This is a genomic window from Serratia plymuthica (genome assembly GCF_018336935.1).
GTDB classification, from domain to species: Bacteria; Pseudomonadota; Gammaproteobacteria; order Enterobacterales; family Enterobacteriaceae; genus Serratia; species Serratia plymuthica_B.
The window spans coordinates 3,777,091-3,790,058 of record NZ_CP068771.1; the positions used below are offsets into that span (position 1 = coordinate 3,777,091).

Below are 12,968 nucleotides of genomic sequence, written 5' to 3' on the forward strand. Positions count from 1 at the left end.
GAATAAAAATTTCAATTTCAAGATTGAATGAAATTTACACCCCAAAAATGTGATGCATTTAAAAGCGTGATGAAACCGGGGCTGCGGAGGGTAAAAACCGCGCCCCGCCTGAGAGGAAAACCTGCCGTAACCGCAGTTGATGCTTATGCGGCGCAGGCTGATGGCATCGGGTGCACAGGCGGGTTTTGCAGGATTGAAATGGGGTGTCGCCGACGGGAAAGGGGGCCTAAGTCAGTGAATTCTAAAGGCATGGATGAAATGGGGTTTTCATCATTATGCGATCTTTATCGCAAAATGAAATGTTTCTTCTGTAATGTGATTTTATGGAAAATATATTTGTTTATAATCGCTTCACGTTTCACGTTGTCGGTTCAGTGAGCGGCACCGCTGGAAAGCCATAGGGCATAATGTAGAGGGTGGAGAAATGGGCAAGATCAGATTAACCATGGCACAGGCACTCGTCAGGTTCCTCGACAACCAGTATCTGCTGGTCGACGGCGTGGAAACCAAATTCGTAAAGGGCATCTTTGCGATTTTCGGCCACGGCAACGTCCTCGGCCTGGGGCAGGCGCTGGAACAAGACAGCGGCGAACTGGTGGTGCATCAGGGGCGCAATGAGCAGGGCATGGCCCATGCGGCGACCGGCTTCGCCAAGCAGAAGCTGCGCCGGCAGATCTACGCCTGCAGCTCTTCCGTCGGCCCCGGTGCCGCCAATATGATCACCGCCGCCGCGACCGCCACCGCCAACCGCATTCCTTTATTGCTGCTGCCGGGCGACGTCTATGCGTCGCGCCAGCCGGACCCGGTGTTGCAGCAGATTGAACAGTCCTACGATCTCAGCATCAGCACCAATGACGCTTTCCGCGCGGTCAGCAAATACTGGGATCGCATCGTGCGGCCGGAACAGCTGATGAGCGCCTGCATCAACGCGATGCGCGTGCTGACCGATCCGGCGGAAACCGGCGCGGTTACGCTGTGCCTGCCGCAGGACGTGCAGGGCGAAGCTTATGACTACCCGGACTATTTTTTCCAAAAGCGCGTGCATCGGCTCGATCGCCGTCCGGCGACCGAAGGCATGCTGGCGGATGCGCTGGCGCTGCTGACCGCCAAACGCAAGCCGCTGCTGGTGTGCGGCGGCGGGGTGAAGTATTCGCAGGCCGGGCAGGCGCTGCGCGAGTTTGCCGAACGTTTTCATATCCCGTTTGTGGAAACCCAGGCCGGCAAGGGCACGGTGCCTTCCAGCCATCCGTTTAACCTGGGAGGCGTCGGCGAAACCGGCTGTCTGGCGGCCAACACCCTTGCCAGGCAGGCCGATCTGGTGATCGGCGTCGGCACCCGCTACACCGACTTTACCACCTCGTCCAAATGGCTGTTCCAGAACCCGGACGTCGAGTTCCTCAATATCAACGTCAGCGGCTTTGACGCCGGCAAGCTCGACGGCGTGCAGGTGCTGGCCGATGCTCGTGCGGCGCTGGTTGCCTTGAGCGCCCTGCTGGCGCAATCCGACTACCGCGCCGGCTGGGGCGATGCCATTGCCGAGGCGCGCAGCGCGCAGCAGTGGGAAACCGCCCGCGTTTATGCGGTGGAATACACGGGCGAAGGCTTCGTGCCGGAAATTGACGATCATCTCGATCGCGGCCGCGTTTTCGCCGAATTTATCGAACAGACCGACTCGCTGCTGACCCAAAGCCGGGTGCTGGGCGTGTTGAATCAGCACCTGCCGCAGGACAGCGTGATCGTTGCCGCCGCCGGCAGCCTGCCGGGCGATTTGCAGCGTGTGTGGCACAACCATGGCGAGCACGGCTATCACGTGGAATACGGCTATTCGTGCATGGGCTACGAGGTTAACGCGGCATTGGGGGTCAAGCTGGCCGAACCGCAGCGCGAGGTGTATGCGATGGTCGGCGACGGCGCCTTTATGATGCTGCATTCCGAACTGGTCACCTCGATCCAGGAAGGCTGCAAAATCAACGTGGTGCTGTTCGACAACATGACCAACGGCTGCATCAACAACCTGCAGATGGAACACGGCATGGACAGCTATACCACCGAATTCCGCTTCCGCAACCCGCAGGGCGGCAAACTCGACGGCAATTTTGTGCCGGTCAATTTCGCCATGCTGGCGGCGGCCTACGGTTGTAAAACCTACAGCGTCACCACCGAGCAGCAACTGATCGACGCGCTGGCCGATGCCCGCCTGCAGAAGGTCTCCACCCTGCTGGACATCAAAGTGCTGCCAAAAACCATGGTGCACAAGTATCTCAGTTGGTGGCGCGTGGGCGGTGCCCAGGTTGCCGACAGCGAAAAAATTGTCGCCGTGGCCCGCAAGCTGCAGGAAAACATCGATAAGGCCCGCGATTACTGATTACCCAGACCTTGCGTCTGCCGCAACTATTTGAAGAGGATAACGAAGATGACATTGAACATTGGGGTTATTGGCACCGGCGCAATCGGTCGGGATCATATTCGCCGTTGCAGCAAAGTGTTGCAGGGCAGCCGCATCGTGGCGGTCAACGACATCAACCGCGACAACGCCGCCAAGGTTGTGAGCGATCTGAAGCTGGACGCCAAGGTGTATGACAACGGCCACGACCTGATCAAGGCGGCGGACGTGCAGGCGGTGCTGGTCACTTCCTGGGGCCCGAGCCATGAAGAATTTGTGCTGGCGGCCATCGCAGCCGGCAAGCCGGTGTTCTGCGAGAAGCCGCTGGCTGTTACCGCGCAGGGCTGTAAAAACATCGTCGAGGCCGAAGCGAAGCACGGCAAACGCCTGGTGCAGGTGGGCTTCATGCGCCCTTACGATCGCGGCTACCGCGCCTTAAAACAGGTGCTGACCAGCGGCCAGATCGGCGAGCCGCTGATGCTGCACTGCGCGCACCGCAACCCGACCGTCGGCGAGGCCTACACTACCGATATGGCGATCACCGACACCTTGATTCACGAGATCGACGTGCTGCGCTGGCTGCTGGATGACGACTACGTCTCGGTACAGGTGGTGTTCCCGCGTAAAAGCCCCAAGGCGTTCCCGCACCTGAAAGATCCGCAGATTGTGCTGTTTGAAACCGCCAAGGGCACGCGCATTGACGTCGAAATCTTCGTTAACTGCCAGTACGGCTATGACATTCAGTGTGAAGTGGTGGGTGAAACCGGCATCGCCAAACTGCCGGAGCCTTCGTCGGTGCAGATGCGCAGCGGCGCCAAACTGTCTACCGAGATCCTGACCGACTGGAAAGACCGTTTCATCGACGCCTATGACGTTGAGCTGCAAGGCTTTATCAACGACGTACTGGCCGGGCAACTGACCGGGCCTTCCGCCTGGGACGGCTATGCAGCCTCTGTGACTGCCGACGCCTGCGTGGCCGCGCAGCTCAGCGGCGAGATTGTGCCGGTTACCCTGCCGCCGCGCCCGGCGTTCTATACCCATCATACTTGAAGCTGCCTCTGTGATGGCTGCACTCACTTACCCGAATCACTGACTGAAGTAAGCTCATCGGGATAAGCTCTTTTGCCGCGTGACTCGGCAAAGCCTCGCCCCGTTGGGGCCAGCGCAAGCACTGTTCAACAAAACCCTTGGTTTTGTTGTGATGCAACTCCAGTCATTTTGGGTATACAACAAATAATAGGCTGACCGCCGTACCCACGTTTAAGAGGAATGACCATGAAGATCGCTTTTGATGTCGATGTCATCAGGGACCTGGGCATCACCAAAATGGTTCAGCAGGTAGCGGACTGGGGCTATAGGTATATCGAACAGTCGCCGCACCCGCAGATCAATCCGTTCTATAAGCATCCGAAAGCCGGCCGTGAGGTGATGGCGGAATACAAGAACGCGCTGAAAGCGACCGGGGTGGAGATTTCCTCGTTTATCGTGGTGTACCGCTGGTCCGGCCCGGGTGAGGATCGCCGCCAGGCGGCCGTCAAAAACTGGCGCCGGATGATAGAGATTGCGGTGGAAATGGGCGTGCAGGTGATCAACACCGAGCTGGCCGGCAACCCCAATGAGCCGGAAATTTGCGAGGAGCTATGGTATCGCTCAATGGAGGAGCTGCTGCCGATCATTGAGCGCGAAGGCATCCGCATGGAGATCCAGTCTCATCCGTGGGATTTCTGCGAACTGAGCAACGAAACCGCCGACATGGTGAAATCGCTGCGCAGCGACCACGTCAAGTATCTCTACAGCGTGCCGCACAGCTTCTATTACGACAAAGGCCAGGGCGACGTGGCCGGCATGCTGAAATATGCCGGAGACGATCTTTCCCATGTGCTGATCGCCGACACCATGAACCACACCAAGCACTGCCGCTATATCGTCAACCCGCCGGGAGTGGATGCCGCTGTGCACCAGCACGTGGGGATTGGCGAAGGCGAGGTGGATTTCGACGCGCTGTTCCAGACCCTGCGCGATATGGAGTTCGCCAACCGCAACTTTAAGGTCGGCGGCGAATCGATCATCTGCACTTCGCTGTTCGGCTACCCGGAAAAAATGAAAAGCCAGGCAGTGGCGACCAGAGAGCGCATCGAGAAAGAGCTGCTGGGCAAATAACCTTTTCGGCGCGTCGGCGTTAACGCCGCCGGCGCGTCATCCGATTATTGAGGCTGAACATGAACAAAGACAACGTGAAACTGGCCATCGCGCCGATCGGCTGGACCAATGACGATATGCCCGAATTGGGCAAAGAGAACACTTTCCAGCAGTGCGTCAGTGAAATGGCGCTGGCCGGTTTCACCGGCAGCGAAGTCGGGAGCAAGTACCCGCGCGATCCGGCGGTGTTGAAGCCGATGCTGGATATTCGTGGCATCCAGATCTGCAACGCCTGGTTCAGCACCTTTTTTGCCGACGGCCAGAAAGAAAAAACCATCGATGAATTTATCAACCATATGAATTTCCTGCATGCGATGGGCGCCAGGGTGATCGGCTGTTCCGAGCAGAGCAAGAGCATTCAGGGCACCAGCAAAGGGGTGTTCGAAGAGAAGCCGTATTTCAGCGACGAAGAGTGGCAGCGGGTGGCGGATGGCTACAATGCGCTGGCGAAAATTGCCGCCGAAAAGGGGATGCAGGTTTGCCTGCACCACCATATGGGCACCGGCATCCAGACTACCGCAGAGATTGACCGCTACATGAGCATGGTGAACGACGACGTCTATCTGCTGTTTGATACCGGCCACGCTTACTACTCGGAAGGCAGCCAGCAGGCGATGATGGCGATACTGGAAAAGTATCTGCCGCGCATTAACCATGTGCATTTGAAAGACGTGCGTGACGAAGTGGTCGCGGAAGTGAAAGCCAATAAGCTGAGCTTCCTGGATGGCGTGAAGAAGGGCACCTTCACCGTGCCGGGTGATGGTGTGATCGACTTCCGTCCGGTGTTTAAACTGCTGGATGAGCGGGGTTACAAGGGTTGGATGGTGGTGGAGGCCGAACAGGATCCGGCGCTGGCCAACCCGTTTGAATATGCGGTGAAGGCGCGCCGTTATATCAAGGAGACCGCCGGTATTTAATCGGGCCGGGCAAGATACCCGTCATACTTGAAGCTGCCTCTGTGTTGGCTGCGCGCACTTACCCGAATCACTTACTTGAGTAAGCTCATCGGGATAAGTACCCTTGCCGCCTGGACGCAACTCCAATTATTTTGGGTATAAAAAAAGGTGTCTGAGTGATCAAGGCACCTTTTTTATTTGCCGGGATCAGGCGAGAGTTTTCCAGGTGGTGACCTGGCTGCCGGGCCATGGGGTGGCGGCGTAAACGCCACGGGCGATCGCCCGCGCCAGCGTGTCTGCCGCCAGGGCGCCAATTTGCAGCACCGCCAGCTCGCGGCTGCCCTGAACCTCGCGCTTGCCGGTGGACAAGGCAAACACCACGTCGCCGTCGAACGGGCTGTGCAATGGGCGGATGGCGCGCGCCATGCCGTCCTGCGCCATGATCGCCACGCGTTTCAACTCCACCCGGGTCAGCGCCAGATCGGTGGCGATGCAGGCCAGGGTGGTGTTTTTTCTGCCGCCTGTCGGCTCGGTGGGCATCCAGTCTTCGCCCTGGCCATGCAACTGCGCCAGCGCCGCCGCGCCGCCGTTGCCGAATTCGCCGTTGACTTCATAAGGCGTGGCCCAGAAGGCTCGGGTGCCGGGAGCGACCACCGAACCCAGGCTGTTGACCGCCACCAGCGCGCCGACGGTTGCGCCGTTAGCCGCCACGATGGAAGCCGAGCCGAGGCCGCCTTTCAGCTTGCCCATGCCGGTCATGGCGCCATAGCCTGCACCCACGGTGCCGAGCGGGAAGTCGTGGCCCGCTTTGCCGGCCGCTTCTATCCCCAGTTGGCGGTAAGGCGGATCAAGCTGCCAGTTTTTATCGCCCGCGTTGTTCAGATCATACAGGCAGGCGGTAGGTACTATCGGGGAAACCGGCACGCCGGGAGCCGGCCGCAGGGCGTAGCCGCGGCCTTGTTGCCCCAGCCAGGCCGCGACGCCGTCCGCCGCCGCCAACCCGTATACCGAGCCGCCGCTCAGCACCAGCGCATCGACGGTTTGCACCAGGTTATCTTCCCCCAGTGCGTCGGTTTCACGGGTTGCCGGGCCACCGCCACGGACGTCGACGGCGGCGACCGCCGGGCTATCCGGCAGGATCACCGTGGTGCCGGTGCGTACCTGGCTGCTCTGGGCGACGCCGACCTGCAGGCCGGGTACGTCGGTAATCAGGTTGCGGGCGCCGGTCCGCACGGCGGGAGAGGTTGGCATGGCGGCCCCCAGGAAGGTGGTGGGAGAAAGGATGCCGATGGCACCCGTTACGCAGGCCAGCGTCTGCACAAAAGCGCGGCGGCTGACGGTTAAGGGCCGGTTAACCGGCCCTGATTCACTTTCGCTATCACTCATGATGCGCTTTTACCCGCTGCTCGCTGCGAAAGCGCGCCATATGATGAGAATCCACCAGCTCGCCATCGCGCATGGCATAAGCGCGGCTGGTACCTTCAATTTCAAAGCCGAACTTGCGGTAGAGCGCAATGGCGGCCTGATTGTCGGTAAACACCGTCAGTTCGATGCGTTCGATGGCTGCCCAGTTGTCGCAAAGATCGATCATCGCCTTCATCAGGCTGCTGCCCACGCCTTTGCCGTGGTAGCGCGCATCGACGCCAATGCCGAAGGTCGCCACATGACGGCGGCGCACTCGCTGGTTCAACATCACGCTCAACTGACCGACGACCTGCCCATCGATACAGGCCACCAGATTATGGGTGCCCGGTTCGAGGTTGGCGAGCCGCTTGTGCCATAGTTCGACGGAAGGTAGTGGAAGATGTAGCGTGTCACGGTAAGCCTTCGGCTGAGAATAAAGTTGATGCAGGGCCTGTGCATCTGCCGTTTCTACGTGACGAACTACGATTTCACCCATTACGCTGCTCCTTTGGCTTACCGGTTGAATAACCTTTGAATTTATCCGTTTATCCTGATGAGTCAACATTATTTCGGATGGGGCAAAATAACGCTTTACAGGTGCGAATGATAATGATTATTATTGCGATGCGTTCCGGGGAGAGCATCGCCTTTTTGATATTTTCCCTGCGAAGGCACGACATTGCTCACATTGCTTCCAGTGTTACTTAGCCAGCTCGGGTGCTGGCTTTTTTTTTGCCTGTTTTTACCCCCCTTCACGCCTTCAACAACTCCGCTGAAAATGACCTCGCGACTCCATCTAATTTTTTGAACAGAGGGGTGAGTTTTTTGCGCTTTCTTATTCTGCTGCCGGGACTAGACTGTAAAAAAACGTTGAGGAGAGTTGAATATGATTTATTTACGTAAAGCAGAAGATCGCGGTCATGCCAATCACGGTTGGCTGGATAGCTGGCACACGTTCTCATTTGCCAACTACTACGATGCCGATTTTATGGGGTTCTCGGCGCTGCGGGTGATCAACGAAGACATGATCGACGCGGGGCAGGGTTTTGGCACTCACCCGCATAAAGATATGGAAATCCTGACCTACGTGCTGAGCGGCACGGTAGAACATCAGGACAGCATGGGCAACAAAGAGCAGATCCAGGCCGGTGAGTTCCAGATCATGAGTGCGGGCACCGGGGTGCGCCACTCTGAATACAACGGCAATAAGGATCGCCCGCTGCACCTGTATCAGATTTGGATTATTCCCGATCAGGTCGGGCTGGAGCCGCGTTATGAGCAACGTATGTTCGATGCGCCGCAAGGCCGCCAGTTAGTGCTGTCGCCGGATGCGCGCGAGGGTTCGCTGAAGGTGTTCCAGGATATGACTTTGTCACGCTGGGCGTTGAACAAAGGCGAGCAGTCGGCGTATCAGATTGAGGCCCAGCGCCGCGTTTGGATCCAGGTAGTCCGCGGCAACGTGGTTATCAACGGTCAACAGGCCGGCACCAGCGATGCTTTTGCGGTGTGGGATGAAGCCGAGTTGTCGATTCAGGCGGATGAAGACAGTGAAATCCTGTTGTTTGACCTGCCGCCGGTGTGATTAAGCGGTAAATATCAAGGGCTCACGCGGTGAGCCCTTTTTGCATTCGGCCATCCGGCAACCAACAATATCGGCCCCGGTTTTTTTTTGCTAAAATGAACGCCCTTTCACGGTTAGCCAGTTCATTGATAATGAAGAAAAAACGGCCGGTACTTCAAGATGTTGCAGACAAGGTTGGCGTGACCAAGATGACGGTGAGCCGTTATCTGCGTAATCCCGATCAGGTTTCTGTCGCCTTGCAGCAAAAAATTGCCGTCGCGCTTGATGAGCTGGGCTACATTCCCAACCGTGCGCCGGATATCCTTTCCAACTCGACCAGCCGCGCCATTGGCGTACTGCTGCCGTCGTTAACCAACCAGGTATTTGCCGAAGTCTTGCGCGGTATCGAGAGCGTGACCGACGCGCACAACTACCAGACCATGCTGGCGCACTACGGTTATTTGCCGGAGCGTGAAGAGCAGCGCCTGACTTCGCTGCTGTCTTACAATATCGACGGCTTGATCCTGTCCGAACGCCACCATACTCCGCGTACCCTGAAGATGATCGAGGTGGCGGGCATCCCTGTGGTGGAGCTGATGGACTGCGTGTCGCCGTGCATTGATCTGGCGGTGGGCTTCAATAACTTCGAAGCCGCGCGCCAGATGACCCAGCAAATCATCGCTCGCGGCCACCGTCACGTGGTGTATTTCGGCGCACGTCAGGATGAGCGCACCATTATCAAACAGCAGGGCTATGAGCAGGCAATGCGCGAGTCCGGTCTGGAGCCGTACAGCGTCATGACCGCGCGTTCGTCGTCCTATTCCGCCGGCGGCGAACTGCTGCGTCAGGCGCAACGCGACTATCCGCAGATTGACAGTATCTTTTGCACCAACGATGACCTGGCGATTGGCGCCACCTTTGAGTGTCAGCGTCAGGGGCTGTCGATTCCCGATCAGATGGCGATTGCCGGTTTCCACGGCCACGATATCGGTCAGGTGATGGTGCCGAAACTGGCGAGCGTGCTGACGCCGCGTGAAAGGATGGGGCAAATCGGCGCCGAGCGTCTGCTGGCGCGGTTGCGGGGCGAAACCCTCTGCCCGCGCATGGTGGACGTTGGTTTTACCGTCATCCCCGGCGGCAGTATTTGACCGTTTCCAACTGATCCCATTTTGAACCCGCGCCGTCCGGCGCGTTTCACCTCCTGTCTGTGCGCTTGCCGTTTATTGCTGCCGTAAGTTTGATCTCTATCCCAGAACGCGAATTTTAGTCGTTTACCCGATTCCGGTCTTCGTGTTGTTACCGGTATCATGATACCGGTAACAACGAGGTCAATGACCGTGCAGGGGCGCAGCATGCCGCAGCCGCACGGAGCGGGGCGAGTCAATCGCCCTCTACAAGCAGGGACAGAACCTTTGACTCAGTACCACCTACAGCTCGCCTTCTGACACCGGGGAAGAGCCTGAAAATACAACAAGCGCATGCTTTACGGTCTATACCCTTCATACTTGAAGCTGCATCTGTGTTGGCTGCAAGCGTAAGCACCGTTCAACAAAACCCTTGGTTTTGTTGTGATGCCACTCCGATTATTTTGGGTCTAGGGTTAAAGAGAGTCGCGATAAAAAGGGTTGGAGAAAAATTATGCCATTAGTGATTGTTGCAGGCGGCGTAGCGTTGCTACTGCTGCTGATGATTCGCTTTAAGCTGAACGGCTTTATCTCTCTGGTTTTGGTAGCGCTGGCGGTGGGTATCGCACAGGGCATGCCGGTGGATAAAGTTATCGGCTCCATCAAGGCCGGCGTTGGCGGCACGCTGGGCAGCCTGGCGTTGATCATGGGCTTTGGCGCCATGCTCGGCAAGTTGCTGGCGGACTGCGGCGGCGCTCAGCGCATCGCCACTACGCTGATCGACAAGTTCGGTAAAAAACACATTCAATGGGCGGTGGTGCTGACCGGTTTTACCGTCGGTTTCGCTCTGTTCTATGAGGTCGGCTTCGTGCTGCTGCTGCCGTTGGTATTCAGCATCGCCGCCTCCGCGCGCGTTCCGCTGCTGTACGTTGGCGTGCCGATGGCGGCTGCGTTGTCGGTGACCCACGGTTTCCTGCCGCCGCACCCGGGCCCAACGGCGATCGCCACCATCTTCCATGCCGACATGGGGAAAACCCTGCTGTACGGCACGTTGCTGGCCATTCCGACGGTGATCCTGGCCGGCCCGGTCTACGCCCGCTTCCTGAAAGGCATCGACAAGCCGGTGCCGGAAGGCCTGTATAACCCGAAAATCTTCACCGAAGAAGAAATGCCAAGTTTTGGCATCAGCGTTGCCACTTCTCTGGTGCCGGTGATCCTGATGGCACTGCGCGCAGTGGCCGAAATGGTGCTGCCGAAGGGCCATACGCTGCTGCGCTTTGCCGAGTTCTTCGGCGATCCGGTGATGGCGACGCTGATTGCGGTGCTGATCGCTATCTTCACCTTTGGTCTTAACCGTGGCCGCACCATGGATGAAGTGATGGGCACCATCACAGATTCAATCAAAATTATCGCCATGATGCTGTTGATCATCGGCGGTGGCGGCGCGTTCAAGCAGGTGCTGGTCGACAGCGGCGTAGAAAAATACATCGCCGGTTTGATGGAAGGCAGCAACGTATCGCCAATTCTGATGGCGTGGTCCATCGCCGCGGCGCTGCGTCTGGCGCTGGGTTCCGCTACCGTGGCGGCGATCACTGCCGGCGGTATCGTCGCCCCGCTGATTGCCACCACCGGCGTCAGCCCGGAGCTGATGGTGATCGCGGTCGGTTCGGGCAGCGTGATTTTCTCTCACGTCAACGATCCGGGTTTCTGGCTGTTCAAGGAGTATTTCAACCTGAGCATCATGGAGACCCTCAAATCCTGGTCGGTGCTGGAAACCATCATCTCGGTCTGCGGGCTGGTGGGCTGTCTGCTGTTGGCAACGGTCGTATAATTTATCCGGCGCCTTTCAAGCTGCGGCATGGTTGGCCGCAGCTTGAAATTCATAGGATATTTCGAGGCTATCGGGTGCCGCGCGGCACCGGGCATCATTTCGAGTTTGGGGCGCATTGAGCGTGCAATCTACCGGACAAACCTGCGTGAGTCCCCATAAGGGCATGAAATTATGAGCAATCCGCAACACCACGTATTTATTTTGATGGGCGTTTCAGGCAGCGGTAAATCCGCCGTCGCCAGCGACGTTGCCTACCAGGCCCACGCCGCGATGCTGGACGGCGACTACCTGCACCCACGCGCCAATATCAACAAAATGGCGTCCGGGCATGCGCTGGACGACAACGATCGCGCCCCGTGGCTGACGGCACTGAACGACGCCATTTTCGCCATGCAGCGTACCAATGACGTGTCGCTGCTGGTGTGTTCGGCGCTGAAAAAAAGCTACCGCGACCGGCTGCGCGAAGGTAACAGCAACCTGCATTTTATCTATCTGAAAGGGGATAAGGCGGTGATTGAAGAGCGCTTGAAACAGCGCAAGGGGCATTTCTTCAAGCCGCAGATGCTGGTTTCTCAGTTCGCGACGCTTGAAGAGCCGGGCGAGCAGGAGCAGGACGTGCGGGCGATTGACATCAACCAGCCGCTGGACGGCGTGATCGCCGATACCTTGGCTTACATTCGCAGCGTCGCAACCCCGCAATAACCGGCTGCGCCATGATACCGGCGCCGCCAGGCGCCAGTATGTTCACTACAACTTCATGTAAGCCCGCACGCCGTCCAGGAACATCTGGGTCGACAACATCACCAGAATCAACCCCATCAGCCTTTCCAGCGCGCTGACCCCTTTGCTGCCCAGCAGGCGCAGGAACAGATTCGACATCAGCAATATCGCGGCGGAAATGCCCCAGGCAATCAGCAGGGCCACCACCAGATGCGAAATCTGGTTCGGATACTGGTGCGAGAGCAGCATCAGCGCCGCCAAAATCGACGGCCCTGCCACCAATGGGATCGCCAGCGGCACCAGGAAAGGTTCTTCACCGGCGGAAAGCCCGCTGCTGTTGCCCTCCTGCGAAGGGAAAATCATCTTGATGGCGATCAGGAACAGGATAATCCCGCCGGAAATGGACACGGTCTCGGTACGCAGGTTGAGGAACGCCAGGATTTTCTCGCCGGCGAACAGGAAAATCAGCATCAGCAGCAGGGCGATCAGCAGCTCGCGAATCAACACCATCCGCCGGCGGCGCGGCTCCAGATGCTTGAGCACCGACATGAAAATCGGCAGGTTGCCCAGCGGATCCATGATTAAAAACAGCAATACCGTGACTGAAATCATCTCTGTCATTATTACCTCAGAATTAAAAAAACACGCCGCCCATCCCGACGGTGCACAGGCCATAGCCGAGGGCTTTCAAGTGCCGGTAACCACGCTGCGGCTTGAAAGACTGCGGGTATATAAGAAGGATTGCTGAGAATCGCTCACCCATCGAATAAATTCACTTTGCGCCCGCGCCGACATTTTGTAAGGTGGAGAGATATTGCACACAACTCTAAGTAGTCATCCTCCAAAGCAG

At 57.9% G+C, this 12,968-nt stretch carries 11 protein-coding genes; 8 read left to right on the plus strand and 3 right to left on the minus strand.

Annotation, left to right across the window (positions count from 1 at the left end):
* Nucleotides 1-424: 424 nt before the first annotated feature.
* The 4 genes from iolD to iolE all read left to right on the plus strand — a co-directional run bounded on the left by iolD (nucleotide 425) and on the right by iolE (nucleotide 5,499).
* Nucleotides 425-2,365 carry a 3D-(3,5/4)-trihydroxycyclohexane-1,2-dione acylhydrolase (decyclizing) gene (gene iolD, locus JK621_RS17590; RefSeq protein WP_212557017.1) on the plus strand — a complete coding sequence of 647 codons (1,941 nt, stop codon included), beginning with the start codon at nucleotides 425-427 and terminating at the stop codon, nucleotides 2,363-2,365.
* 48 nt (nucleotides 2,366-2,413) lie between these two features.
* Nucleotides 2,414-3,433 (plus strand): Gfo/Idh/MocA family protein, encoded by a 1,020-nt coding sequence (locus JK621_RS17595; RefSeq protein WP_212557018.1) that lies wholly within the window; start codon nucleotides 2,414-2,416, stop codon nucleotides 3,431-3,433.
* Between the two features lie 225 nt (nucleotides 3,434-3,658).
* Complete coding sequence (locus tag JK621_RS17600; RefSeq protein WP_004951456.1) at nucleotides 3,659-4,543, plus strand: sugar phosphate isomerase/epimerase family protein; 885 nt, start codon at nucleotides 3,659-3,661, stop codon at nucleotides 4,541-4,543.
* Between the two features lie 59 nt (nucleotides 4,544-4,602).
* Nucleotides 4,603-5,499: a myo-inosose-2 dehydratase gene (gene iolE / locus JK621_RS17605; RefSeq protein WP_212557019.1), complete on the plus strand. Its 897-nt coding sequence runs from the start codon at nucleotides 4,603-4,605 to the stop codon at nucleotides 5,497-5,499.
* A 186-nt stretch (nucleotides 5,500-5,685) separates the two neighbouring features.
* On the opposite strand, the gene JK621_RS17610 is transcribed toward iolE, so the two are convergent.
* Both JK621_RS17610 and JK621_RS17615 read right to left on the minus strand, forming a co-directional pair.
* The gene (locus JK621_RS17610; protein ID WP_212557020.1) at nucleotides 5,686-6,864 is read right to left on the minus strand and encodes a P1 family peptidase; all 1,179 of its coding nucleotides are present in this window, start codon (nucleotides 6,862-6,864) and stop codon (nucleotides 5,686-5,688) included.
* Nucleotides 6,857-7,378 (minus strand): GNAT family N-acetyltransferase, encoded by a 522-nt coding sequence (locus JK621_RS17615; protein ID WP_212557021.1) that lies wholly within the window; start codon nucleotides 7,376-7,378, stop codon nucleotides 6,857-6,859. The genes JK621_RS17610 and JK621_RS17615 overlap by 8 nt, the downstream gene beginning before the upstream one ends.
* Nucleotides 7,379-7,768: 390 nt before the next feature.
* Between JK621_RS17615 and JK621_RS17620 the strand changes: the two genes are divergently transcribed.
* The 4 genes from JK621_RS17620 (at nucleotide 7,769) to gntK (ending at nucleotide 12,100) form a co-directional block, all read left to right on the plus strand.
* Entirely contained in the window at nucleotides 7,769-8,464 is a 696-nt protein-coding gene (locus JK621_RS17620; protein ID WP_126485835.1) for a pirin family protein, read from the plus strand.
* 131 nt (nucleotides 8,465-8,595) lie between these two features.
* A complete protein-coding gene (gene gntR, locus JK621_RS17625; protein ID WP_212557022.1) occupies nucleotides 8,596-9,591 on the plus strand; it encodes a gluconate operon transcriptional repressor GntR in 996 nt (331 codons plus the stop codon).
* Between the two features lie 490 nt (nucleotides 9,592-10,081).
* Complete coding sequence (gntT, locus tag JK621_RS17630) at nucleotides 10,082-11,398, plus strand: gluconate transporter (RefSeq protein ID WP_004951440.1); 1,317 nt, start codon at nucleotides 10,082-10,084, stop codon at nucleotides 11,396-11,398.
* 171 nt (nucleotides 11,399-11,569) lie between these two features.
* Complete coding sequence (gene gntK, locus JK621_RS17635) at nucleotides 11,570-12,100, plus strand: gluconokinase (protein WP_212557023.1); 531 nt, start codon at nucleotides 11,570-11,572, stop codon at nucleotides 12,098-12,100.
* 45 nt (nucleotides 12,101-12,145) lie between these two features.
* Here gntK and JK621_RS17640 read toward each other — a convergent pair whose 3' ends face one another.
* Nucleotides 12,146-12,739: a YhgN family NAAT transporter gene (locus JK621_RS17640; protein ID WP_004951434.1), complete on the minus strand. Its 594-nt coding sequence runs from the start codon at nucleotides 12,737-12,739 to the stop codon at nucleotides 12,146-12,148.
* Between the last annotated feature and the right edge of the window lie 229 nt (nucleotides 12,740-12,968).

Excerpts from the sequence above, each read along its gene's own strand:
- iolD (WP_212557017.1), top strand. The coding sequence starts at position 425 with ATGGGCAAGATCAGATTAACCATGGCACAGGCACTCGTCAGGTTCCTC.
- JK621_RS17595 (WP_212557018.1), top strand. The coding sequence starts at position 2,414 with ATGACATTGAACATTGGGGTTATTGGCACCGGCGCAATCGGTCGGGAT.
- JK621_RS17600 (WP_004951456.1), top strand. The coding sequence starts at position 3,659 with ATGAAGATCGCTTTTGATGTCGATGTCATCAGGGACCTGGGCATCACC.
- iolE (WP_212557019.1), top strand. The coding sequence starts at position 4,603 with ATGAACAAAGACAACGTGAAACTGGCCATCGCGCCGATCGGCTGGACC.
- JK621_RS17610 (WP_212557020.1), bottom strand. The coding sequence starts at position 6,864 with ATGAGTGATAGCGAAAGTGAATCAGGGCCGGTTAACCGGCCCTTAACC.
- JK621_RS17615 (WP_212557021.1), bottom strand. The coding sequence starts at position 7,378 with ATGGGTGAAATCGTAGTTCGTCACGTAGAAACGGCAGATGCACAGGCC.
- JK621_RS17620 (WP_126485835.1), top strand. The coding sequence starts at position 7,769 with ATGATTTATTTACGTAAAGCAGAAGATCGCGGTCATGCCAATCACGGT.
- gntR (WP_212557022.1), top strand. The coding sequence starts at position 8,596 with ATGAAGAAAAAACGGCCGGTACTTCAAGATGTTGCAGACAAGGTTGGC.
- gntT (WP_004951440.1), top strand. The coding sequence starts at position 10,082 with ATGCCATTAGTGATTGTTGCAGGCGGCGTAGCGTTGCTACTGCTGCTG.
- gntK (WP_212557023.1), top strand. The coding sequence starts at position 11,570 with ATGAGCAATCCGCAACACCACGTATTTATTTTGATGGGCGTTTCAGGC.
- JK621_RS17640 (WP_004951434.1), bottom strand. The coding sequence starts at position 12,739 with ATGACAGAGATGATTTCAGTCACGGTATTGCTGTTTTTAATCATGGAT.